The organism is Marilutibacter penaei, assembly GCF_014145395.1.
Lineage (GTDB): Bacteria > Pseudomonadota > Gammaproteobacteria > Xanthomonadales > Xanthomonadaceae > Marilutibacter > Marilutibacter penaei.
The window spans coordinates 163,151-185,513 of the sequence record NZ_JACHTE010000002.1 but is presented as its reverse complement, the minus strand read 5'-3'; the positions used below and the strand labels follow the sequence as shown (position 1 = coordinate 185,513).

Annotated in this window: 22 protein-coding genes and 1 tRNA gene; 1 reads left to right on the top strand and 22 read right to left on the bottom strand. The window is 67.2% G+C overall.

Annotation, left to right across the window (positions count from 1 at the left end; genetic code table 11):
* Nucleotides 1-22: 22 nt before the first annotated feature.
* The 17 genes from nuoN to tpiA form a co-directional block, all read right to left on the bottom strand.
* On the bottom strand, nt 23-1,468 hold the full coding sequence (nuoN, locus tag H4F99_RS03205; protein ID WP_182668286.1) for an NADH-quinone oxidoreductase subunit NuoN: 1,446 nt from the start codon (nt 1,466-1,468) through the stop codon (nt 23-25).
* An 11-nt stretch (nt 1,469-1,479) separates the two neighbouring features.
* Nucleotides 1,480-2,976 carry an NADH-quinone oxidoreductase subunit M gene (locus H4F99_RS03200; protein WP_182668469.1) on the bottom strand — a complete coding sequence of 499 codons (1,497 nt, stop codon included), beginning with the start codon at nt 2,974-2,976 and terminating at the stop codon, nt 1,480-1,482.
* Nucleotides 2,977-3,022: 46 nt separating this feature from the next.
* The gene (nuoL, locus tag H4F99_RS03195) at nt 3,023-5,092 is read right to left on the bottom strand and encodes an NADH-quinone oxidoreductase subunit L (protein ID WP_182668285.1); all 2,070 of its coding nucleotides are present in this window, start codon (nt 5,090-5,092) and stop codon (nt 3,023-3,025) included.
* Between the two features lie 13 nt (nt 5,093-5,105).
* Complete coding sequence (nuoK, locus tag H4F99_RS03190; RefSeq protein ID WP_182668468.1) at nt 5,106-5,420, bottom strand: NADH-quinone oxidoreductase subunit NuoK; 315 nt, start codon at nt 5,418-5,420, stop codon at nt 5,106-5,108.
* Nucleotides 5,420-6,067, bottom strand: coding sequence for an NADH-quinone oxidoreductase subunit J (locus tag H4F99_RS03185; protein ID WP_182668284.1), 648 nt, complete (start codon nt 6,065-6,067; stop codon nt 5,420-5,422). The genes nuoK and H4F99_RS03185 overlap by 1 nt, the downstream gene beginning before the upstream one ends.
* A gap of 9 nt (nt 6,068-6,076) precedes the next feature.
* Nucleotides 6,077-6,565 (bottom strand): NADH-quinone oxidoreductase subunit NuoI, encoded by a 489-nt coding sequence (gene nuoI / locus H4F99_RS03180; protein ID WP_182668283.1) that lies wholly within the window; start codon nt 6,563-6,565, stop codon nt 6,077-6,079.
* A gap of 7 nt (nt 6,566-6,572) precedes the next feature.
* Nucleotides 6,573-7,634 (bottom strand): NADH-quinone oxidoreductase subunit NuoH, encoded by a 1,062-nt coding sequence (nuoH, locus tag H4F99_RS03175; protein ID WP_182668282.1) that lies wholly within the window; start codon nt 7,632-7,634, stop codon nt 6,573-6,575.
* 1 nt (nt 7,635) lies between these two features.
* Nucleotides 7,636-9,879 (bottom strand): NADH-quinone oxidoreductase subunit NuoG, encoded by a 2,244-nt coding sequence (nuoG, locus tag H4F99_RS03170; protein WP_182668281.1) that lies wholly within the window; start codon nt 9,877-9,879, stop codon nt 7,636-7,638.
* A complete protein-coding gene (gene nuoF / locus H4F99_RS03165; protein WP_182668280.1) occupies nt 9,876-11,231 on the bottom strand; it encodes an NADH-quinone oxidoreductase subunit NuoF in 1,356 nt (451 codons plus the stop codon). The genes nuoG and nuoF overlap by 4 nt, the downstream gene beginning before the upstream one ends.
* Before the next feature lie 10 nt (nt 11,232-11,241).
* Nucleotides 11,242-11,769, bottom strand: coding sequence for an NADH-quinone oxidoreductase subunit NuoE (nuoE, locus tag H4F99_RS03160; RefSeq protein ID WP_182668279.1), 528 nt, complete (start codon nt 11,767-11,769; stop codon nt 11,242-11,244).
* A 27-nt stretch (nt 11,770-11,796) separates the two neighbouring features.
* The gene (locus H4F99_RS03155) at nt 11,797-13,086 is read right to left on the bottom strand and encodes an NADH-quinone oxidoreductase subunit D (RefSeq protein WP_343064123.1); all 1,290 of its coding nucleotides are present in this window, start codon (nt 13,084-13,086) and stop codon (nt 11,797-11,799) included.
* Between the two features lie 5 nt (nt 13,087-13,091).
* Entirely contained in the window at nt 13,092-13,817 is a 726-nt protein-coding gene (locus tag H4F99_RS03150) for an NADH-quinone oxidoreductase subunit C (RefSeq protein ID WP_182668277.1), read from the bottom strand.
* Nucleotides 13,814-14,407, bottom strand: a complete 594-nt coding sequence (locus H4F99_RS03145; RefSeq protein WP_182668276.1) for a NuoB/complex I 20 kDa subunit family protein — start codon at nt 14,405-14,407, stop codon at nt 13,814-13,816. Before H4F99_RS03145 ends, H4F99_RS03150 begins: the two co-directional genes overlap by 4 nt.
* Complete coding sequence (locus tag H4F99_RS03140; protein WP_182668275.1) at nt 14,398-14,754, bottom strand: NADH-quinone oxidoreductase subunit A; 357 nt, start codon at nt 14,752-14,754, stop codon at nt 14,398-14,400. Before H4F99_RS03140 ends, H4F99_RS03145 begins: the two co-directional genes overlap by 10 nt.
* A gap of 117 nt (nt 14,755-14,871) precedes the next feature.
* A tRNA-Leu gene (locus H4F99_RS03135) sits at nt 14,872-14,956 on the bottom strand.
* A gap of 112 nt (nt 14,957-15,068) precedes the next feature.
* Entirely contained in the window at nt 15,069-15,482 is a 414-nt protein-coding gene (secG, locus tag H4F99_RS03130) for a preprotein translocase subunit SecG (protein ID WP_182668274.1), read from the bottom strand.
* Nucleotides 15,483-15,484: 2 nt separating this feature from the next.
* Nucleotides 15,485-16,255 (bottom strand): triose-phosphate isomerase, encoded by a 771-nt coding sequence (gene tpiA, locus H4F99_RS03125; protein WP_182668273.1) that lies wholly within the window; start codon nt 16,253-16,255, stop codon nt 15,485-15,487.
* 116 nt (nt 16,256-16,371) lie between these two features.
* On the opposite strand from tpiA, the gene H4F99_RS03120 reads away from it, so the two are divergent.
* Complete coding sequence (locus H4F99_RS03120; RefSeq protein ID WP_246371215.1) at nt 16,372-16,878, top strand: DNA-deoxyinosine glycosylase; 507 nt, start codon at nt 16,372-16,374, stop codon at nt 16,876-16,878.
* A 29-nt stretch (nt 16,879-16,907) separates the two neighbouring features.
* On the opposite strand, the gene H4F99_RS03115 is transcribed toward H4F99_RS03120, so the two are convergent.
* The 5 genes from H4F99_RS03115 to trpB all read right to left on the bottom strand — a co-directional run bounded on the left by H4F99_RS03115 (nt 16,908) and on the right by trpB (nt 22,340).
* Nucleotides 16,908-17,858: an isopenicillin N synthase family dioxygenase gene (locus tag H4F99_RS03115; protein ID WP_182668271.1), complete on the bottom strand. Its 951-nt coding sequence runs from the start codon at nt 17,856-17,858 to the stop codon at nt 16,908-16,910.
* A gap of 64 nt (nt 17,859-17,922) precedes the next feature.
* Nucleotides 17,923-19,272: a phosphoglucosamine mutase gene (gene glmM / locus H4F99_RS03110; protein ID WP_182668270.1), complete on the bottom strand. Its 1,350-nt coding sequence runs from the start codon at nt 19,270-19,272 to the stop codon at nt 17,923-17,925.
* A 67-nt stretch (nt 19,273-19,339) separates the two neighbouring features.
* On the bottom strand, nt 19,340-20,227 hold the full coding sequence (gene accD, locus H4F99_RS03105; RefSeq protein WP_182668269.1) for an acetyl-CoA carboxylase, carboxyltransferase subunit beta: 888 nt from the start codon (nt 20,225-20,227) through the stop codon (nt 19,340-19,342).
* Between the two features lie 89 nt (nt 20,228-20,316).
* Nucleotides 20,317-21,126: a tryptophan synthase subunit alpha gene (trpA, locus tag H4F99_RS03100; protein WP_182668268.1), complete on the bottom strand. Its 810-nt coding sequence runs from the start codon at nt 21,124-21,126 to the stop codon at nt 20,317-20,319.
* Nucleotides 21,123-22,340, bottom strand: a complete 1,218-nt coding sequence (gene trpB / locus H4F99_RS03095; protein ID WP_182668267.1) for a tryptophan synthase subunit beta — start codon at nt 22,338-22,340, stop codon at nt 21,123-21,125. Before trpB ends, trpA begins: the two co-directional genes overlap by 4 nt.
* Between the last annotated feature and the right edge of the window lie 23 nt (nt 22,341-22,363).

The following is a 22,363-nucleotide window of genomic DNA, read 5'->3' as shown; positions in this document are numbered from 1 at the left end:
CAGGACGGGCGAGTGCCGCGCCTCAGGCGCCCAGCGCCCGCATGCACCACGCCATGATCGGGTTCCACGCCAGGCCAAGGACCAGCAGGCCGAGGGCATTCACGCCGAACAGGATCCCCAGCGGACGCCCCGCACTCGGTGCAGGCAACTCGCCCTCCGGTGCGTCGAAGTACATGGCCTTGATGACGCGGAGGTAATAGAAGGCCCCCACCACCGCAAACACCACGCCGATGACCGCGAGCCACATCATGCCGCCATCGAGGGCCGCGCGAAGCACGGCGAGCTTGGCCCAGAAGCCAAGGAACGGAGGCACGCCCGCCAGCGACGCCATCACGCACAGGACCAGTCCTGCCATCCAGGGATTGCGGACATTGAGCCCCTTGAAATCGGCGATGCGGTCGGCCTCGAAGCCGCGACCGGACAGCATCACGATGACGCCGAAACCCGCGGCTGACATCAGGGCATAGCTGATCGCATAGAACATTGAGGCTGCGAAACCCTGCGCGCCGCCGCCCGCCAGGCCGACCAGGAGAAAGCCCACGTGCGAGATCGTCGAATAGGCGAGCAGGCGCTTGAAGTTGGTCTGTACCAACGCCCCAAGGTTGCCGAAAGCCAGCGACAGCACGGCGAGGCCGGCCAGCATCATGCGCCAATGGGCATCCGCCGGACCCAGGGCCACGTCGAGCAGGCGGTATGCCAGGGCAAACGCGGCGATCTTCGGGGCCGCGCCGATGAACAGCGTGATCGGGGTCGGGGCACCCTGGTAGACATCGGGAAGCCACATGTGGAACGGCGCGGCACCCAGCTTGAACGCGACGCCGGCCACGACGAACGCGACGCCGGTCAGCAGCAGCGTGCGATTGCTTCCGTCCTCGACGGCCGCGGCGACGCCGTGCAGGTCGAGGCTGCCGGTCGCCCCGTACACCAGCGACAGGCCATAGAGCAGCAGGCCGGACGCCACCGAGCCCAGCACGAAGTACTTGATGCCAGCCTCTGAAGCGATGGGGTTGTCGCGATCGCACACCACGAGGGCATACGAACACAGCGCCAGCATCTCCAACCCCACGTAGAGCATGACCAGGGAGTTCGAGGACACCATGAGCATCATGCCCAGGGTCGCGAACAGCATCAGCACGGTGATCTCGCCCTTGTACAGGTCGCGCACGCGCAGGTAGCTCCAGGCATAGGCCATCGCCATCGCGGACACCGCACAGATGGCCACCTTCAGCACGTCGGCGAAGGTGTCCCGGACGAACATCTCGCCCAGCACCACGCCCTGCCCTCCGACGCCCAGGGCGACCATCAGCATGGCGACGAGCAGCAGCGCGATGCCCAGGCCGTGCGTCAGCGCCCGCTGGCGCTCGCTGATGAAGAGGTCCAGCATCAACAAGGTGAACGCACCCGCCACCACGACCAGTTCGGGCAGCAACGGCAGCAGGTCGGCAGCGGAACGTACAGGCATGATCATGCGCTACAACCTCAGAGCTTGGACGTGGCGATCTGCATCGCCAGGTGGGCGATGGAAGGTTCCATCAGGTCGGTGAGCGGCTTCGGCCACACACCCAGCACCAGCACGCCGACGGCGAACACGCCGAGGACGAAAGCCTCGCGCGCATTGATGTCCTTCAGTCCGGCCACGTGGGCGTTGCCCACCTCCCCCCAGATGGTCCGCTTGACCAGCCACAGGGTGTAGGCCGCGCCGATCACCAGCGTGGTCGCGGCACCGAACGCGATCAGCGGGTGCTTCTGGAACGCGGCCAGGATGACCATGAACTCGCCGACGAAGCCCGACGTACCGGGCAGGCCCGAGTTGGCCATCGCGAACAGCACGACGAACGCGGCGAACCAGGGCATGACGTTCGCGACGCCGCCGTAATCCTTGATCATGCGGCTGTGCATGCGGTCGTACAGCACGCCCACGCAGGTGAACATGGCGCCCGACACGAACCCGTGGCTGATCATCTGCACCATCGCGCCCTGCAGGCCCAGGCGCGCGGCATCGTAATTGCCGAAGTCACGGACGAGCCCGAACACGATGAACGTACCGATGGTGACGAACCCCATGTGCGAGATCGACGAATACGCGATCAGCTTCTTCATGTCGTCCTGCACCAGCGCGACGAGGCCGACGTAGATCACCGCGACCAGGCTCAGCGCGATGACCAGCCACGCCCATTCGTGGCCTGCGTCGGGCACGATCGGCAGGGTGAAGCGCAGGAAACCGTAGCCGCCGATCTTCAGCATGATCGCCGCCAGGACGACCGAACCCGCGGTCGGCGCCTCCACGTGCGCGTCAGGCAGCCAGGTGTGCACCGGGAACATCGGCACCTTGACCGCGAACGCCGCGAGGAACGCGAAGAACAGCCACATCTGCTCGGTCGCGTTCAGCTGCAACTGGTACATGTCCGCCAGCTGCCAGCTACCGCCCTTGAGGTACAGGTAGATCAGGCCGACCAGCATGAAGACCGAGCCGAGGAACGTGTAGAGGAAGAACTTCACCGACGCATACACGCGGCGTGGCCCACCCCAGACGCCGATGATGATGAACATCGGGATCAGCATGCCTTCGAAGAAGACATAGAAAAGCATGGCATCGAGCGCGCTGAACACGCCGACCATCAGCCCCTCGAGCACGAGGAACGCGGCGTAGTACTGGTTGACCCGCTTGTCGACCGAGCCCCACGCGCCAATCAGCACGAGGACCGATGTCAGCGTCGTCAAGGCGATCAGCGCCACGGAGATCCCGTCCGCCCCCAGGCTGTACCGGATGTCGTAGGACGGTACCCAGGCGTGGCTCTCGACGAACTGCATGGCCGGGCTGGCCATGTCGAAGCCGGTGAAGAGCAGCAGGCTCGCGGCGAAGGTCAGCACGGCCACGCCCGTCGCGAACACGCGCGCCGCCTGCGCACGCGCATCGCCGAATGCCAGTGTCGCGAAGCCGCCCAGGATGGGCAGCCAGATCAGGAGGCTGAGCAGGTGGGAGGTGCCGGTCAAGGGCTCGGGGGTCACGTCGCGGTCCTTGTCAGGTCAGGTGGCGGATGAGGACGGCCAACAGCACGATCAGGCCGACGATCATCGCGAACGCATAGTGGTAGAGGTAGCCGGACTGGACACGGCGCGACAGCTGTGCCACCAGGTCGACGACCCGGGCGCTGCCATTGACGATCACGCCGTCGATGACGCGGCTGTCGAACAGGCGCGAGACACGCCCGATGAGCACGCCACCGCCAGCGAAGCCGTCGATCCACAGGTTGTCGAATCCGTACTTGTTCTCCAGCACGCGGACCGGCCAGGCCAGGGCATGGCGCGCCTTGCCGGGCAGGTCCGTGCGGAACAGGTAGAGGAAGGTCGCCAACGCGAAGCCGGCGAAGGCCAGCCAGAACGCCGGTGCTTTGAATCCGTGCAGCGCGAACGCAACCGGGCCGTGCCACAGCTCCTTGCCCAGCAGCGCGACCGTGTCGCGCCCGGCTGCCAGGTCGATGGCGCCGAGGAAGAACGGCAGCTTCTCGTGGTGCCCCGTCCAGTCCGTGCCGAACAGCATCGGGCCGACGGTGAAGAAGCCGATCAGGATCGACGGGATCGCCAGCAGGACCAGCGGCAGCGTCACGACCCACGGCGACTCGTGTGGCTCATGTGCGCCATGATGGCCATGGCCGTGGTCGTCGTGCGCGTGGTGATCGTCGTGGGCGTGGGCGTCGCGGAACCGCTCCTTGCCGTGGAAGGTCATGTACAGCAGGCGGAAGCTGTAGAACGCCGTCACGAAGGCGCCGAGCAGCACCGCCCAGTAGGCGTACTGCTGGACCCAACCGCCACCGTGGGCCGCGGCGTGGTGGGCAGCCTCGATGATCGTGTCCTTCGAATAGAAGCCACTGAAGAACGGGGTGCCGACCAGGGCCAGCGTGCCGATCAGCGACGTCCAGTAGGTGATCGGCATGTACTTGCGCAGGCCACCCATCTTTCGCATGTCCTGCTCGTGGTGCATGCCGATGATCACCGAACCGGCCGCCAGGAACAGCAGCGCCTTGAAGAAGGCATGGGTCATCAGGTGGAACACGGCGGCGCTGTACGCCGACACGCCCAGCGCGACGGTCATGTAGCCCAGCTGCGACAGTGTTGAATACGCAACAACGCGCTTGATGTCGTTCTGCACGATGCCGATCAGGCCGGTGAAGAAGGCCGTGGTCGCACCGATGAACAGCACGAACGCCAACGCGGTCTGGCTCATCTCGAACAGCGGCGACATGCGCGCCACCATGAAGATGCCGGCCGTCACCATGGTCGCGGCGTGGATCAGCGCCGAGATCGGCGTGGGGCCTTCCATCGAGTCGGGCAGCCACACGTGCAGCGGCACCTGGGCCGACTTGCCCATCGCGCCGATGAAGAGACAGATGCAGATCAGCGTCGCCACGGACCATTCGTGCCCGTCGAGGATGGCGATCGTGGCGCCGTTGAGCACGTCGGGCGCGTTCGCGAACACCGTGCCGTAGTCGAGCGAACCGAACATCAACAGCACGGCCGCGATGCCCAGCAGGAAGCCGAAGTCGCCGACGCGGTTGACCAGGAAGGCCTTCATGTTGGCGAACACGGCAGTGGGCTTCTTGAACCAGAAGCCGATCAGCAGGTAGGACACCAGGCCCACCGCTTCCCAGCCGAAGAACAGCTGCAGGAAATTGTTGCTCATGACCAGCATGAGCATCGAGAAGGTGAACAGCGAGATGTAGCTGAAGAACCGCTGGTAACCGGGATCCTCGTGCATGTAGCCGATGGTGTAGACGTGCACCAGCAGCGACACGAAGGTCACCACGACCATCATCATCGCGGTGAGCTTGTCGACCATGAAGCCGACGTGCGCGGAATAACCGCCCACCTCGAAGAACGTGTAGAGGTTCTCGTTGAACGGAATGGCATGCTGACCGACCAGTTGCCACAGCACGTGGCCCGACAGCACGCAGCTGATGGCGACGCCCAGGATCGTGACCAGGTGCGCACCGGTGCGACCCACCTTGCGGCCGAACAGGCCTGCGATGATCGCGCCCAGCAGCGGTGCCAGCACGATCGCCAGCAGGATCGGCCTGGAGATGGCGTGTTCCATACCGGTCATCGGATCAGCCCTTCATCGAATCGATTTCGGCCACGTTGATCGTGCGCCGGTTGCGGAACAGCGTGACGAGGATCGCCAGGCCGATGGCGGCCTCGGCCGCGGCCACGGTCAGGATGAAGAACACGAACACCTGGCCGGCCGGATCCCCGAGTTGGCGCGAGAACGCGATGAAGTTGATGTTGACCGCCAGCAGCATCAGCTCGATGCACATCAGCAGCACGATCACGTTCTTGCGGTTGATGAAGATGCCGGCCACGCTGATGCAGAACAGCGCGGCACCGAGCGCGAGGAAGTGACCCAGCGAAAGCGTCTCGAACATCATGCCTGGCCCTCCCCCGTCGGCTTGGCGTCGACACCGCTCGCCTCCGCGCGGACGGCCTCCATCTTCACCATGCGTATCCGGTCGGCGGCACGCACGCGGGACTGTTCCCCGGGATTCTGGTGCTTGGCGCCTTCACGACGACGCAGCGTCAGCATCACCGCCGCGATGACGGCCACGGTCAGGATCACCGCCGCGATCTCGAAAGGCAGCAGGAAGCGGGTGAACAGCGCCCCCGCGAGCCACTCGGTGTTGCTGAGCCCGGCCGCCTCCGCCGCATCCGCCGGCAAGGGCATGGCCAGGCGTGCCTTGACGCCGATCAACACCAGCATCTCCAGCAGCATCACCACCGCCACGACGAGGCCGACCGGCAGGTGCCTGATGAACCCTTCGCGCAGGGGCGCCACGTCGATGTCCAGCATCATGACGACGAACAGGAACAGCACCATCACTGCGCCGACGTAAACCAGGATCAATGCCACCCCGAGGAACTCGGCACCTGCGATCAGCCATACGCAGGCCACCGAGAAGAAGGTCAGCACCAGCGAAAGCACCGCGTGCACCGGGTTCTTCAGGGTGATGACGGCCAGGCCGGACAGGATGGCCGCGGCGGCGAAGAAGCAGAAGGCGAGCGTTACGAGATCCATGCCATGCACTCAGCGGAAAGGCGCGTCGGCAGCGCGGCGCTCGGCGATCTCGGCCTCGAGCCGATCACCGATGGCCAGCAGCTGCGGCTTGGTGACGATGTTCTGTCCGCGCTGGTCGAAGTGGTATTCGTGGACGTGCGTCTCGACGATCGAGTCGACCGGGCAGGATTCTTCGCAGAACCCGCAGAAGATGCACTTGAACAGGTCGATGTCGTAGCGCGTGGTGCGACGCGTGCCGTCCTCGCGCTTGTCGGAATCGATCGTGATCGCAAGCGCCGGGCACACCGCCTCGCACAGCTTGCAGGCAATGCAGCGCTCTTCGCCGTTCGGGTAGCGGCGCAACGCATGGATGCCCCGGAAACGCGGCGACTGCGGCGTCTTCTCCATCGGGTACATCAGCGTGTACTTCGGGCGCCAGAGGTACTTGAAGGTCAGCCACAGCCCTTGCGCGAGTTCGAGCAGGAGCAGGCTCTTGAAGTAGGAAGCGATGCGGTTCATGTCAGTCTCACTGCCCCGGCAGGAACACGTCGTAGTAGGCCATCAGCGCGGTCACCACGATCCACGCGATCGTGATCGGGATGAACACCTTCCAGCCCAGCCGCATGATCTGGTCGTAGCGGTAGCGCGGGAAGGAGGCACGGAACCAGACGAAGCAGCTCGCGAAGAAGAACACCTTGGCCAGCAGCCACCACCAGCCATCGGCCGAGAGGAACGGGATGCCCCAGCCCTGGAAGGGGCTCAGCCAGCCGCCGAGGAAGAAGATCGAGACCAGGAAACTGATCAGGATCATGTTCGCGTACTCGGCCAGGAAGAACAGCGCGAACGCCGAGCCGGAGTATTCGACCATGTGGCCAGCGACGATTTCCGACTCGCCCTCGACGACGTCGAAAGGCGCGCGATTGGTCTCGGCCACGCCGGAGATGAAATAGACGGCGAACAGCGGCAGCAGGGGCAACCAGAACCACTCGAACAGGCCGGCATTGCCGGACTGGGCCATCACGATCTCGCTGAGGTTGAGGCTGCCGGCGGACACCATCACGCCGACCATCGCGAAACCCATCGCGATCTCATAGGACACGACCTGCGCCGCGGCGCGCATCGATCCGAGGAAGGCGTACTTCGAGTTCGACGCCCAGCCGGCGAGGATGATCCCGTAGACGCCCAGCGAGGTCATCGCGAGCAGGTACAGCAGGCCCGCGTTGGCGTTCGACAGGACGAGCTTGGCGTCGAACGGCACCACCGCCCAGGCCGCAAAGGCCGGGGCAAGCGCCAGCAGTGGCGCCAGCTTGTACAGGAAGGGCTCCGCGCGCGTCGGCTGGATGACTTCCTTGAACAGCAGCTTGAAGACGTCGGCGAAGGCCTGGAGGATGCCCTTGCCGACGTACATCGGCCCGTGGCGCACGTGCATCCAGCCAATCAGCTTGCGTTCCCACACGACGTAGAACGCCACCGAGATGATCACCGGCATGGCGATCAGCAGGATCTTCAGGACGATCCACACGACCGCGCCGAACATGCCCAGCGACATGAACCAGTCGTGGATCGGGTCAACGAACGTCGCCAGCATCTCAGGCCCTCCCCCCGTTGACGCGACCGTGGCCGAGCGGCGCGGTTGCACCGTGGCCGGCCTCCACCCACACCGTGCCGGGTGCGACCCGCGCATCCACTTCGACGGGCAGCGTAGCGGTACCCGCGGTGGCGCTGAACTTGCCCATCGCGCCCGCCTGGAGCCCGAGGGCGTCGGCATCGGCAGGGTTGAGCACGGCCCTGGGGGCGATGCTGAGCGGGTGCGACTGCAGCGCCGGCGCGCGACGGACCACGGCATCGGTCCTGTAGATACCGGGGACCGGCACGACCTCAAGCCCCTCGGAGGCCAGGTACGGGGCCAGTCCTGGCGCCGGCACGACCTCGCGGGCCACCATGCCGGCTCGCAGCCCGGCCAGGTCGGTGAACTCGAAGCCGGGGGCCTGCAACGCACCACCGAGGGCGCGCAGCACCCGCCAGCCGGCACGGGCGTCGCCCGGCAACTTGCCGGCCGCCTGGGTGGACTGCTCGCGGCCTTGCAGGTTGGTCAGGGTCGCCTCCACTTCCGGCAGCGCTCCGATCGGCAGGATCACGTCCGCGACGGCACGCGTCGACTGACAGGCGAACTGGCTGAATGCCACCACCTGCGCGGACGCCAGCGCCTTGTTGGCATTGCCGGCCGCGGCGAAATCAAGGCCCGGTTCGATGCCATAGATGACGTACGCCGCGCGAGGCTCGGCCAGCATCGTGCGGGCATCGCGCGAGGTCGGCAGGACCCCCGCGTCAGCCAGGCCCAGCGCATTGGCGCCTTGCGGGATGCGACAGAGCCTGGCGCCGCTCGCTTCGCACAGCGCCTTGGCCGCACGACGGATCGCCGACGCATGCAGGCTGTTCTCGGCGATGCCGCCCACGATGACGGCGCCATGTTTCGCCTCGGCCAGCACCTTCGACAGACCGTCGGCACCGAGCGTATCCGCGATCGCGGACGGCGCCACGATGTGCGTGCCGGCGGCATCGAAAGCGAACTCGAAGTCCACGGGGTTCACCACGTGGACCTGCGCGCCCTTCCGCCACGCCTGGCGCACGCGCTGGTGGAGCAGAGGGACTTCATGCCGCAGGTTGGAGCCGACGATGAGGATGACGTCCGCCTCCTCGATCTCCGCGACCGGCATGTCGAAGGCTTCCGGCACCGCCGCGTCCGTCAGGTCGTTCTGGGTGATGCGGTGGTCGAGGTTCCCGGTGCCCAGCGCGTCGGCGAGGCGTGCCAGCAGGGCGCCCTCCTCGTTCGAGGTCGCCGGGTGCACCAGGATGCCGAGGTTGTCCGCGGCGTTGTCGCGCAGGATGGCGGCGGCACGAGCCAGTGCCTCGTCCCAGCCGGTTTCGCGCCAGGTGTCGCCGTCCTTGACCATCGGCACGGTGGCGCGGTCTTCGGCGTACAGGCCCTGGTGGGAGTAGCGGTCGCGATCCGACAGCCAGCACTCGTTGACGGCGTCGTTGTCGCGCGGCACCGCGCGCAGCACGTCGCCACGGCGGACGTGCAGGTAGAGGTTGCTGCCGAGCGCGTCGTGGTAGCCCAGCGACTCGCGCGCGGTCAGCTCCCACGGACGCGCCTTGAACTGGAACACCTTGTTGGTCAGCGCACCGACGGGGCAGACGTCGATCACGTTGCCCGACAGCTCGGTGGTCAGCGGTTTGCCGTCGTACGTGCCGATCTGCAGGTTCTCGCCACGGCTCATGCCGCCCAGCTCATACGTACCGGCGATCTCCGCGGTGAAGCGCACGCAGCGGGTGCACTGGATGCAGCGGGTCATCTCGGTCGCGACCAGCGGCCCGATGTCCTCGTCCGGCACCACGCGCTTGCGCTCGACGAAACGGCTGACCGAACGGCCATAGCCCATCGACAGGTCCTGCAGCTCGCACTCGCCGCCCTGGTCGCAGATCGGGCAGTCCAGCGGGTGGTTGACCAGCAGGAACTCCATCACGTTGCGCTGCGACTTGAGTGCCTTTTCGTTGCGGGTGAAGACCTTCATGCCATCGGCAACCGGGGTCGCGCAGGCCGGCAGTGGCTTCGGCGAGGCGCGACCGCCCATCTCCGCGTCGACCAGGCACATGCGGCAGTTCGCCGCGATCGACAGCTTGTCGTGGTAGCAGAAACGCGGGATTGGGATGCCGGCCTTGTCCGCGGCCTGGATGACCATCGAGCCCTTCGGCGCGTACATCTCGACGCCGTCGATCTCGATCGTGACGTGGTCCGGCGGCACGTTGGGGTCCTGCGGCTGCGCGCTCATGCGGCCTCCTCCACGGTGCCGGCCGCCTGGTCATCGACCAGGAAGCGCTTGTTCACGATCGCGTACTCGAATTCGTGCCAGAAGTGGCGCAGGAAGCCCTGCACCGGCCACGCGGCCGCTTCGCCGAACGCGCAGATCGTGTGTCCCTCGATCTGGCCGGCGGCGCCACGCAGCATCTCGAGGTCGGCCAGGGTGGCCTGCTTGTCGACGATGCGGGTCAGCATGCGGTACATCCAGCCGGTGCCCTCGCGGCACGGGGTGCACTGGCCGCAGCTCTCCTTGAAGTAGAACCGCGCGATGCGCTGGCAGGCCCGCACCATGCAGGCGGTGTCGTCCATCACGATGACCGCGCCCGACCCGAGGCCGGAACCGGCCTTCTGTATCGAGTCGTAGTCCATCGTCAGGCCCATCATCGTCTCGCCTGGCAGGACCGGCATCGACGAGCCGCCCGGGATCACCGCCTTGAGCGTGCGGCCCGGGCGCATGCCGCCGGCGAGTTCAAGCAGGTCGGCGAACGACGTGCCCAGCCGGATCTCATAGTTGCCCGGCCGCGCCACGTGGCCCGACACCGAGAAGACCTTGGCACCGCCGTTGTTCGGCTTGCCGAGGTTGAGGAACCACTCCGGGCCGTTGCGGACGATCGCCGGCACCGACGCGTAGGTCTCGGTGTTGTTGATCGTGGTGGGCTTGCCGAACAGGCCGAAGTTCGCGGGGAACGGCGGCTTGAAGCGCGGCTGGCCCTTCTTGCCCTCCAGCGACTCCATCAGCGCGGTTTCTTCGCCACAGATGTACGCACCGGCGCCCAGCGCGCCATATATGTCGATGTCGACGCCGCTGCCCAGCACGTTCTTGCCCAGCCAGCCGTGTTCGTAGGCTTCCTTGAGCGCCTGCTCGAAGTGCTCGAAGGGCTCGTGGTGGAACTCGCCGCGCAGGTAGTTGTAGGCGACGGTCGAGCCGGTCGCGTAGCAGGCGATCGCCATGCCCTCGACCACCGAATGCGGGTTGTAGCGCAGGATGTCGCGGTCCTTGGCGGTGCCCGGCTCCGACTCGTCGGAGTTGCAGAGGATGTACTTCTGCGTCTCGCTGCCCTTGGGCATGAAGCTCCACTTCAGGCCAGTCGGGAAGCCCGCGCCGCCGCGGCCACGCAGGCCCGACTGCTTGACCATCTCGATCACGTCGGCCTGCGGGACCTTCTCGGTGAGGATCTTGCGCAGCGCCGCGTAGCCACCGGTCTTGAGGTAGTTCTCGTACGACCACGGGGTGTCGTAGTGCAGCGTCGTGTAGACGACGCTGTGCTCCTGCGGGGCCGGTCCGACCGGGCCATGGCCCTTGGAATAATCGTGGTGCGCCATCGCGTCCGCCTTACTCCAGTCCGTCCAGCAGCTCGTCGACCTTCGCGGCGTCGAGCTTCTCGTGGTAATGGCCATTGATCACGACGACCGGTGCGCCGCAGCAGGCGGCCAGGCATTCTTCCTCGCGCTTGAGGAAAACGCGGCCATCGGCTGTCGACTCGCCCAGCTTGCAACCGAGCTTCTTCTCGGCGTGCTTGACCAGGTCTTCGCCGCCATTGAGCCAGCAGCTGATGTTGGTGCAGAACGCGACGTTGTTGCGGCCGACCTCCTCGGTCTCGAACATCGAGTAGAAGCTGGCCACTTCATAAGCCCATACGGGAGGCAGGCCGAGGTACTTCGCAACCGCGGCGATCAGTTCATCGCTCAGCCAGCCTTCGTTCTGCTCCTGCGCCGCATGCAGGCCCTGCAGCACGGCCGAGCGCTTGCGATCCGGCGGGAACTTGGCCAGCCAGTGGTCGATGTGGGCGCGGGTCTTGTCGGACAACGCGACCATCGGGTCGACGTTGCGGCAAGCCTCGAAATTTCCGGTCGCCTTCATTCGTTACAGTTCCTCAACGGCCGCCCGTCAGCGGTCGATCTCGCCGAACACGATGTCGTAGGTGCCGATCATCGCCACGACATCGGCCAGCATGTGCCCCTTCACGATCTCGTCCATCGACGAGAGATGCGCGAAGCCCGGCGCGCGGAGCTTGACGCGGAAGGGTTTGTTGGCGCCATCGGACACCAGGTAGCAGCCGAATTCGCCCTTGGGCGCCTCGACCGCGGCGTACGTTTCGCCGGCGGGCACGCAATAGCCCTCGGAGAACAGCTTGAAGTGGTGGATCAACGCTTCCATGTCGTCCTTCATGCCTTCGCGCGTCGGCGGCGCGACCTTGAAGTTCTCGACGATCACCGGACCCGGATTGGCCTTCAGCCACGCAACGCACTGCTTGACGATGCGGGTGGACTCACGCATCTCGGCGACACGGACCAGGTAGCGGTCGTAGCAGTCGCCGTTGACGCCCACCGGGATGTCGAAGTCCATCTCGGCGTACTTGGCGTAAGGCTGCTTCTTGCGCAGGTCCCAGGCGATGCCGGAGCCCCGGATCATCGGGCCGGTCATGCCCCAGGCCAGGGCCTGTTCCGGCGATACCACGCCCACGCCGACGGTACGCTGCTTCCAGATGCGGTTGTCGGTGAGCAGCGTCTCGTACTCGTCGATGCGCTTCGGGAAGTCGTCGGTGAAACCTTCCAGGTAGTCGAGCAGGGAGCCCTCGCGCCACGCGTTGAAGTGCTTGAGCTTGCCGCCCTTGCGCCACGGCGACTCCTTGTAGCGCGGCATCTGCGCCGGCAGGTCGCGGTACACACCGCCCGGCCGGTAGTAGGCCGCGTGCATGCGTGCGCCCGAGACCGCTTCGTAGCAGTCCATCAGCTCTTCGCGCTCGCGGAACGCATACAGGAAGACCGCCATCGCGCCGAGGTCGAGCGCATTCGAGCCGATCCACATCAGGTGGTTCAGGATGCGGGTGATCTCGTCGAACATCGTGCGGATGTACTGGGCGCGCTCCGGCGCCTCGATGCCCAGCAGGGTTTCGATGGCGCGCACGTAGGCGTGCTCGTTGCACATCATCGACACGTAGTCGAGCCGGTCCATGTAGCCGATGGACTGGTTGAACGGCTTGGACTCGGCCAGCTTCTCGGTGCCGCGATGCAGCAGGCCGATATGCGGATCGGCACGCTGCACGACCTCGCCGTCCATCTCCAGGATCAATCGCAGCACGCCATGCGCAGCCGGGTGCTGGGGACCGAAATTGAAGGTGTAGTTGCGGATTTCGGCGTTCAGTACGCCCGACTGGCCGGTGGCGGGGAGGGACACGGCGCTCACTGCTTCACCTCGGCACGCTGGACGGCTTCACCCTGGGCGGTCTGGTAGCGCGCATCGTCGCGGATCACCCGGGGCACGCCCACGCGCGGGTCGATCGAGACCGGTTCGTAGACCACGCGCCTGCGCTCGGCGTCATAGCGCACTTCGACATTGCCGATGAGCGGGAAATCCTTGCGGAACGGATGGCCGACGAACCCGTAGTCGGTCAGGATGCGGCGCAGGTCCGGGTGGCCTTCGAACACGATGCCGTACAGGTCGAAGGCCTCGCGTTCGAACCAGTTGGCACCCACCCAGACGGGCGTCAGCGATGCGACCACAGGCAGGGCATCGTCTTCGGCGAACGTCCGCAGGCGCACGCGCCGGTTGTGCTGCACCGACAACAGGTGCGCAACCGCGGCGAAGCGGCGGTCAGGCGACGCAGCGGCACCGTTGGGCGCTTCACCCCAGGTGAAACGGCCCGCGCCCTTGCCTTCGACGCCACGGGAGAAACCTTCCGAGGACACGTCGGTGTCCCACTCGTCGCTCCCGTAGCTCAGGTAGTCCACCCCGCTGACGTCGACCAGCTGTTCAAAGCCGAATTCGTCGCGCAGCGCCACCGCCGCCGCAAACCATGCCTCGGCGGGGACGTCGAGGGTCACCTCTCCGCGCGGTTCCGCGACGTCGACGGCACCCTCGGCGAAGCGCGCGCGCAGGCGTTCCGCGAACTCGTGGATCGCGCTCATGCCTCCGCGCCCTCGCGTCCTGCACCCAGCAACGGATTCTGGCCGCTGCGACGGATCTTCCGCTGCAGCTGCAGGATGCCGTACACCAGTGCTTCGGCCGTGGGCGGGCAGCCCGGCACGTATACGTCGACCGGTACGATGCGGTCACACCCGCGCACCACCGCATACGAGTAGTGGTAGTAGCCGCCGCCGTTCGCACAGCTGCCCATCGAGATCACCCACTTCGGGTCGGGCATCTGGTCGTAGACCTTGCGCAGCGCCGGGGCCATCTTGTTGACCAGCGTGCCGGCGACGATCATCACGTCGGACTGGCGCGGGGACGGGCGGAACACCACGCCGTAACGATCGAGGTCCAGGCGCGCGGCGCCGGCGTGCATCATCTCGACCGCACAACACGCCAGCCCGAAGGTCATCGGCCACATCGAACCGGTCCGCGCCCAGTTCCACAACGCGTCCAGGCTGGTGGTGACGTAGCCCTGCTGCATGACCGGGTTGTCGGCCTCGGGGCGCAGGATGTCGTCCAGCCGCCCTTCCGGAAGCGGGTTGTTGCCGTAATCGGCAACCTTCTGGATGGTCTCGATCACTCCCATTCCAGGGCTCCCCTCTTCCACACGTAGACGAAGCCGAGCAGCAGCATGCCGGCGAACAGGCCCATCTCGACCAGACCGATGATGCCGAGGTCACGGAACACCGTCGCCCACGGCACGATGAAGATGATCTCGAGGTCGAAGATGATGAACTGGATGGCGATCAGGTAATAGCGCACGTCGAACTGGCCGCGCGCGTCCTCGAAGGCCTCGAAACCGCACTCGTAGGGCGAGAGTTTTTCGGCGGAGGGCCGCTTGGGGCCCAACACGTTGCCTACGATGAGCAGGGCGACGCCGATACCGCCGGCGACGATCAGGAACAGCAGGGTCGGCAGGTATTCGGCCAGCACGTGTGTTCTCTCGGCTATGGCCACGCAAGCGCGGCTTGGCTCGGCTCGGCGCAAAGCGCCGCCGGGACCTCCTGCCTGCCCCGCCAAGCGCGGATACCGCCGAAGATCCCGAATGGATGGTGCCCAAGGGGGGACTCGAACCCCCACGACCTAAGTCGCTACCACCTCAAGGTAGTGCGTCTACCAATTCCGCCACCTGGGCAATGTCTTCGTTGACCTGTTGGAACCCGCGCGAACGCCGGTCCCGGTGCGATTATGACTGATCGCCACCCGCCATCCATGCCGGGCGTTTGAAACTGAACGCGACTTGACCGTCACCCGCCCTCGGCGGGGGGTTCCGGGGGAGCCACCGGCACTTCGGCCGGCTGCGCCTGCGGCACCACCGGCTCGCTCGCCGCCGGCGGAACCTCCGGCGCGCCTTGCATGGTGGCGCCCGACGCCTGTGGCACCTCGCCCATGACGCCCAGGTCCGTGCCTGCGTCGGCCGCGGGACGCGCGCCATGGGTGGCCTGCCAGGCCATGTAGAACGTGATCGCGAAGAAGGCGATCGCCAGCCACTTGGTGGCCTTGCTCAGGAAGTTCGACGACCCGCGCGCGCCGAACACCGTGGCGGACGCGCCGGCGCCGAAGCCCGAGCCGGCCGCCGCGCCTGCGCCGCGCTGCATCAGGATCAGCGCGATCATGGCGATCGCGACCAGCACGAAGATGACGTTGAGGAGCAACAGCATCGCTAGGACTCTTGATGGGTTCCGGGTGCCGCCGCCGAGACGATGGCATTGAAATCGGCGGCCACCAGCGAGGCCCCTCCGATCAGGCCGCCATCCACGTCCGGCTGCGAGAACAGCTCGGCCGCGTTGCCGGCCTTCACGCTTCCGCCGTAAAGGATCGGAAGCGAGCCCGCAATTCTAGCATCGCGCGCAGCGATTTCGCTACGGATGAATGCATGGACCTGCTGGGCCTGCTCCGGGCTCGCGGTCTTGCCGGTGCCGATCGCCCAGACCGGTTCATAGGCGATGACGGCGCCGTCGAAGGCATCGACACCCCCCAGCTCGAGGACCGGTGCAAGCTGCTCCTCGATCCGCCATTCGGTCTGGCCGCGCTCACGCTCTCCGAGGCTTTCGCCGACGCACAGGATCGGCACCAGCCCGGCCGCACGCGCGGCCATGAACTTCCTGGCGACCCACTGGCTATCTTCGCCGTGGTACTGGCGGCGCTCCGAATGCCCCACCAGTCCGTACTTCGCACCGACGTCGAGCAGCATGTCGGCCGACACCTCGCCGGTGTAGGCCCCTTGGTTGTAGGCACTGACGTCCTGGGAGCCGAAGTCCAGGCCCTGGCGGCCGTACGCGTGGACGAGTTCGCCCAGGTAGGTCAGCGGCGGCAGGATGACGCGCTCCACCCCACCGGGCGCCGGGACCGCGGCGACCGCATCCAGCAGCGCGGCGGCGAAGCGACGATCGCCGTGCAGCTTCCAGTTTCCGGCAACGATCCTGCGGCGCATGGGGTCTCCTGTCGGGTCACGGTCGCCAAGTCGACCGCGCGCGGCATTCTAACGCAGCAGGGTGCAAAAGCACGGCTAGAATCCGGTCCATGTCACCCCGGCATCCATCACCCCCGATGCTGCAAGGTTTCCCGCCGGAAGCCCGGGGCGACGCGCGCGTACTGGTACTGGGCAGCATGCCCGGGCGGGCCTCATTGCAGGCCGGGGCGTACTACGCCCACCCACGCAACCTCTTCTGGCCCTTCATGGGCGCCCTGCTCGGCGCAGGACCCGATCTCCCCTACGGACGGCGCCTGGCGCAGCTGGCCGACGCCGGGGTCGCGTTGTGGGACGTGCTTTCGCGCTGCGAGCGCGACGGCAGCCTGGACAGCGCGATCCGCGATGCACGCGCCAACGACTTCCGGGGATTCTTCGCGGCGCACCGCGGGATCGGCACGGTGCTGTTCAACGGCGCCAAGGCCGAGTCGAGTTTCCAGCGGCTGGTGCTGCCCACGCTACCGGGGCCGGTACCCGATCGGCGACGCCTGCCATCGACCAGTCCCGCACATGCCGCGCGCACGGCGGAGGACAAGCTCGCGCAATGGCGGGACGCGTTCTCGGACGCCGGTATTTCGCTGCGCTGACCGGCCACACGTTCGGCCCGCGAGTGGCGCTAGGCCAGCTTGATCTCCCGCAGGCGCTCTTCCAGGTAGCCGTGTGCGGTGATGGGTTCCGGATAGCGACTGGGGTTGTCCGCATCCACGCATCCCGGCAGCACGTCGATCAGGAAATCCGGGTTCGGGTGCAGGAAGAACGGCGTGGAATACCGTGGCTGGCGGGCAGCCCCGCCCTTCGGGTTGACCACGCGATGGGTCGTGGACGGATACACGTGGTTGGTGAGGCGCTGCAGCATGTCGCCGATGTTGACGACGATGGTGTCGGCATCGGCGGTGAACGGCACCCATTCCCCCTTGCGAGACCGGACCTCCAGGCCCTCGGCGCTGGCGCCGACCAGCAGCGTGATGAGGTTGATGTCCTCGTGCGCGCCAGCGCGCACGTTGGGAATGTCCTCGACGGTGATGGGCGGGTAATGGATGGGCCGCAGGATCGAATTGCCGCTGTCGGTCTTGTCCCGGAACCAGTCCTCCGGCAGGCCGATGTCCAGCGCCAGCGCCGAGAGGACCGACCCGCCGAGCGCATCCAGCGCCTGGTACAGCCCGTACCCATGCTCGCGGAAGCCGTCCACCTCGTCCGGCCACAGGTTGGGCGGCATCACCGGGCGATAGCGGGAGTCATCGGGAATCTCCCGCCCGATATGCCAGAATTCCTTGAGGTCGTGGTGCCGGGAGTCCTTGGCCGTCTCGACACCGAACGGCGTGTAGCCCCGCGCGCCCCCACTCCCCGGCACGTGGTAACGGAGTTTCACCGCCTCCGGCAGCGCGAAGAACGCCTGGAACACGCCGTAGGCCGCTTCGGTGAGCGTCCCGCCGATGCCGTGTCCACGGATACCGGCGAAGCCCCACTCGCGATAGGCCGCGCCCAGTTCGGCCACGAAGGCGGCACGGTCGGCGGCGGACACCGGCTGGATGAAGCGGCGAATGTCGAGGGTCGGAATCTGGCTCATGGCGAGGACGGGAGGATCGGGCGGTACAGGATGCACCAGTCGGCGAAGCAACGCCCGTGGGCGCTCAAGCCGAGGCGTCTCCCACCGCTGTTGAAAGGGCGTCGAGCGTTTGCTGCATCAGGGTGGCATCGTCCGCTTCGACCGTCACCCGCACCACCGGCTCGGTGCCCGAAGCCCGCAGGAACGCCCTGCCATGCCCCGCCACAGCGGCCTGCGCGTGCGCCAGCGCCGCCTTCACGGACGCCGCTTCCACGGGCTGGCCCTTGGATGCGTCATAACGCACGTTCACGGTCTGCTGGGGGACCTTGGACAGGCCCTGCAATGCCTCGCCAAGACGGACACCACGCCGCTTCAGCACTTCCAGCGCCTGCAGTGCGCTGACGATGCCGTCTCCGGTGCTCACACGGTCCAGGCACAACAGGTGGCCCGACGTCTCGCCCCCGAGGATGCCTCCATGGGAAATCAGCTGCTGGTGCACGTAGCGATCGCCGACCTTCGCCCTCACGAAGCCGATGCCACGGCGCTCGAACGCCTGTTCGAGCCCATAGTTGGTCATCAGCGTGCCGACCACGGGGCCCTGCAGCCGGCCGCTGGCCCGCCAGTCGGTCGCGAGCAGGAACAGCAGGTCGTCGCCGTCGCGGACCTGGCCGTGCTCGTCGACCAGCAGCACGCGGTCGCCATCGCCATCGAACGCGATTCCGAGGTCGGCGCCCCGCGCCTTGACCGCCTCCGCCAGGGCCTCGGGGTGGGTGGAGCCGACCGCGTCGTTGATGTTGACGCCGTTGGGCTCGGCCCCGATCACATCGACCCGCGCACCGAGCTCGCGGAACACCAGCGGGCCGATCTCGTAGGTGGCCCCGTGGGCGCAGTCCATGACGAGGTGCATCCCCTTCAGGTCGAAGCCGCGCGGCACCGAGTTCTTGCAGGCCTCGACATAGCGGGCCACCGCTCCCCGGGTCCGCACCGCCTTGCCGAGCCGCTCCGATTCGACGGTCCGGAACGGCAGGTCGAGCGCGGCTTCGATGGCCTGCTCGGTGGCGTCGTCGAGCTTCTCGCCATCGGCGGAAAAGAACTTGATGCCGTTGTCGTAATGCGGATTGTGCGAGGCGGAGATCACGATCCCACCGTCGGCACGGAGCGACCGGGTCAGGTGGGCGACCGCGGGCGTCGGCATCGGCCCCATCAGCTGGACGTCCACCCCTGCGGCGACCAGGCCGGCCTCCAGCGCGGCCTCGAACATGTAGTTCGAAATGCGCGTGTCCTTGCCGATCACCACCTGCGGCTTGTGGTCGCGACAGGCCAGTTTGAGAGCATGGCCGTAAGCATTACCCAGCCTGAGCACGAAGTCGGCCGAGATCGGTCCCTGACCGACCCGACCGCGGATTCCATCCGTACCGAAATACTTTCGACTCATGTTAAAGCGGTTCCTTCAGCTGGGTTGCACCACGTCACGGCAATGACGACGGGGAGCGGCCACCCGCTCAGGCGGCGTCGAAGTCCACCTCGGGCGCCGGCTGCTTCATCATCAGCGCCAGCAGGCGCGCAAGCTGGTCGCGCAACTCGCGGCGATCGCAGATCTGGTCGATCGCGCCATGCTCGAGCAGGAATTCGGACCGCTGGAAGCCTTCCGGCAGGGTCTCGCGGACCGTCTGCTCGATCACGCGGGGTCCGGCGAAACCGATCAGGGCCTTCGGCTCGGCGATGTTGAGGTCGCCGAGCATGGCGAAGGAGGCCGACACCCCGCCGAAAGTGGGGTGGGTCAGCACCGAGATGAAAGGCAGCCCTTTCGCACGCAGGCGCCCGAGCGCCGCCGAGGTCTTGGCCATCTGCATCAGCGAGAACAGGCTTTCCTGCATGCGCGCGCCGCCGGTGGCGGAGAAGCAGACGAATGGACAGCCCTGCTCCAGCGCGGCTTCCGCCGCACGTGCGAATCGCTCCCCGACCACGGAGCCCATCGATCCGCCCATGTAGGCGAAGTCCATCGCGCAGGCGACCAGGGGCCGGTGCTTGAGGGTGCCCGACATCGCCACCATCGCGTCGCGCTCGCCGGTCGAGCGCTGGGCGGCCTTGATGCGATCGGCGTAGCGCTTCTGGTCCTTGAACTGGAGGACGTCGACCGGAGCCAGGTCGGCGCCGATCTCCACGGTGCTGCCGGCATCGAACAAGGCGGCGAGGCGGGCCCTGGCACGGATCGGCATGTGATGCGCGCATTTCGGGCAGACCTCGACGTTCTCCTCCAGCTCCGGGCGGTACAGCACCGCACCGCACTGGTCGCACTTTTCCCAGAGGCCTTCGGGAACGCTCCGGCGCTTGGCGCTTGCGGCGTCGGTGCGGATGCCGGACGGCATGAGTTTCTTGAGCCACGACATGCGTTGTGGAATTCCTGTGTAACGGTTGGGCCGACCCTGGCATCGGAGCCGGCCCGGGATCGGACCGGCAGTTTAGCGCAGCCGCTTGCTCAGGCCGGAACCGCGTCGAGCGCCGCCCGCAAGGGCGCCAGGAACGCACGCGCACGCGCGGCGGCCTCGGCGGGCGTCGGCGCATCCGCCAGGGCGGAGACCAGGGCGCTGCCGACCACCACGCCGTCGGCCTCGCGGGCCATGGCGGCGGCACTGGCGGCGTCCTTGATGCCGAATCCGGCCACCACCGGCACCCGGCTGCCCGCCATGATGCCGTGCAGGCGGTCGTTGGCCGCCCCGGTGTCCAGGCGATCGGCGCCGGTCACGCCGGCGTAGCTGACGTAGTACAGATAGCCCTCGCCCTCGGCGCAGAGCTGCTCGACGCGGCTGGGCGACGTGGTCGGCGAGGCCAGCAGGACGAGCTGGAGCCCGTGCGCCCGGAACCCGGCGCGGAAATCGGCGGCCTCCTCCGGGGGCAGGTCGACCAACAGGACCCCATCGACGCCCGCGGCGGTCGCGGCACGGGCGAAAGCCTCCGCGCCCCGGATCTCGACGGGGTTCAGGTAGCCCATCAGCACGACGGGTGTGTCGGCGTCGCGTTCGCGGAAGCCGCGCACCGCGTCGAGCACCCAGGACAGACCCGCGCCACGGGCGATCGCGCGCTCGGAACTGCGCTGGATGGTGGGGCCGTCGGCCATCGGGTCGGAGAACGGCACGCCGAGCTCGATCACGTCGGCCCCGGCCTCGACCAGGGCGCGCATGACCGGCACCGTGGCCTCCAGCGAGGGGTCGCCGGCCGTGACGAAGGGCACCAGGGCCTTGCGGCCGGCCGCCTTGAGGGCGGCGAACCTGCGGTCGATGCGGCTCACAGTTCGATCCCCTCCCGCGCGGCGATGGTGTGCACGTCCTTGTCGCCGCGCCCGGAGAGGTTGCACAGGACCAGGGCGTCGCGGGGCAGTTCGCGCGCCAGCTTGATCGCCTGCGCGATCGCGTGGCTGGACTCCAGTGCCGGCAGGATGCCCTCGCTGCGCGTCAGCTGGTGGAACGCCGCCATCGCCTCGTCGTCGGTGACGCCGACATACTCGGCGCGGCCGGTGTCCTTGAGGAAGGCATGCTCGGGACCGACGCCGGGGTAGTCCAGGCCCGCCGACACGGAGTGGGTCTCGGTGATCTGGCCGTCGTCGTCGCACAGCACGTAGGTGCGGTTGCCGTGCAGCACGCCGGGGCGGCCGGCCGCGAGCGAGGCGGCGTGGCGTGACGTGTCGATGCCGTCGCCGGCCGCCTCGGCACCGACGATGCGGACGTCGCGATCGTTCAGGAAGGCATGGAAGACGCCGATGGCGTTGCTGCCGCCGCCGACGCAGGCAGTCACCGCGTCCGGCAGGCAACCGTACTCGGCCAGCATCTGCGCGCGCGCCTCGCGGCCGACGACGGCGTTGAAGTCGCGGACCATGCGCGGATACGGATCGGGGCCGGCGACCGTGCCGATGATGTAGAAGGTGTCCTGGACGTTGGTCACCCAGTCGCGCATCGCCTCGTTCAGCGCGTCCTTCAGCGTCGCCGAGCCGCTGCTGACCGGCACGACCTTCGCGCCGAGCAGGGTCATGCGATAGACGTTGATCTTCTGGCGCTCGATGTCGGTCGCGCCCATGTAGACCACGCACTCCAGGCCCAGGCGGGCCGCGACCGTGGCCGAGGCCACGCCATGCTGCCCGGCACCGGTCTCGGCGATGATGCGGGTCTTGCCCATGCGGCTGGCCAGCAGGGCCTGGCCGATGGTGTTGTTGATCTTGTGCGCGCCGGTGTGATTGAGGTCCTCGCGCTTGAGCAGGATGCGCGCGCCGCCGACCTCGCGGCTCAGGCGATCGGCGGCGTAGATCGGACTGGGACGCCCGACGTAGTGGGCCAGGTCGTCCTCGAAAGCGGCGATGAATTCCGGATCGACCCGGGCGGCGTCGTAGGCCGCGGCCAGTTCCTGCAGCGGGCCGATCAGGGTCTCGGCGACGAAGCGCCCGCCGAACCGGCCGAAATGGCCCTCGGCGTCGGGATAGGCGTGGAAGTCGTCAGGGGCGTCCAGCGTCATGGGTCCAATGTCCTTGCATGCCG

What these genes read in the sequence shown, in the direction of transcription:
- nuoN (WP_182668286.1), bottom strand. Translation starts at nt 1,468, where the DNA reads ATGATCATGCCTGTACGTTCCGCTGCCGACCTGCTGCCGTTGCTGCCC.
- nuoL (WP_182668285.1), bottom strand. Translation starts at nt 5,092, where the DNA reads ATGGAACACGCCATCTCCAGGCCGATCCTGCTGGCGATCGTGCTGGCA.
- nuoK (WP_182668468.1), bottom strand. Translation starts at nt 5,420, where the DNA reads ATGTTCGAGACGCTTTCGCTGGGTCACTTCCTCGCGCTCGGTGCCGCG.
- H4F99_RS03185 (WP_182668284.1), bottom strand. Translation starts at nt 6,067, where the DNA reads ATGGATCTCGTAACGCTCGCCTTCTGCTTCTTCGCCGCCGCGGCCATC.
- nuoI (WP_182668283.1), bottom strand. Translation starts at nt 6,565, where the DNA reads ATGAACCGCATCGCTTCCTACTTCAAGAGCCTGCTCCTGCTCGAACTC.
- nuoH (WP_182668282.1), bottom strand. Translation starts at nt 7,634, where the DNA reads ATGCTGGCGACGTTCGTTGACCCGATCCACGACTGGTTCATGTCGCTG.
- nuoG (WP_182668281.1), bottom strand. Translation starts at nt 9,879, where the DNA reads ATGAGCGCGCAGCCGCAGGACCCCAACGTGCCGCCGGACCACGTCACG.
- nuoF (WP_182668280.1), bottom strand. Translation starts at nt 11,231, where the DNA reads ATGGCGCACCACGATTATTCCAAGGGCCATGGCCCGGTCGGACCGGCC.
- nuoE (WP_182668279.1), bottom strand. Translation starts at nt 11,769, where the DNA reads ATGAAGGCGACCGGAAATTTCGAGGCTTGCCGCAACGTCGACCCGATG.
- H4F99_RS03150 (WP_182668277.1), bottom strand. Translation starts at nt 13,817, where the DNA reads ATGAGCGCGATCCACGAGTTCGCGGAACGCCTGCGCGCGCGCTTCGCC.
- H4F99_RS03145 (WP_182668276.1), bottom strand. Translation starts at nt 14,407, where the DNA reads ATGGGAGTGATCGAGACCATCCAGAAGGTTGCCGATTACGGCAACAAC.
- secG (WP_182668274.1), bottom strand. Translation starts at nt 15,482, where the DNA reads ATGCTGTTGCTCCTCAACGTCATCTTCGTGCTGGTCGCGATCGCCATG.
- tpiA (WP_182668273.1), bottom strand. Translation starts at nt 16,255, where the DNA reads ATGCGCCGCAGGATCGTTGCCGGAAACTGGAAGCTGCACGGCGATCGT.
- H4F99_RS03120 (WP_246371215.1), top strand. Translation starts at nt 16,372, where the DNA reads ATGCTGCAAGGTTTCCCGCCGGAAGCCCGGGGCGACGCGCGCGTACTG.
- H4F99_RS03115 (WP_182668271.1), bottom strand. Translation starts at nt 17,858, where the DNA reads ATGAGCCAGATTCCGACCCTCGACATTCGCCGCTTCATCCAGCCGGTG.
- glmM (WP_182668270.1), bottom strand. Translation starts at nt 19,272, where the DNA reads ATGAGTCGAAAGTATTTCGGTACGGATGGAATCCGCGGTCGGGTCGGT.
- accD (WP_182668269.1), bottom strand. Translation starts at nt 20,227, where the DNA reads ATGTCGTGGCTCAAGAAACTCATGCCGTCCGGCATCCGCACCGACGCC.
- trpB (WP_182668267.1), bottom strand. Translation starts at nt 22,340, where the DNA reads ATGACGCTGGACGCCCCTGACGACTTCCACGCCTATCCCGACGCCGAG.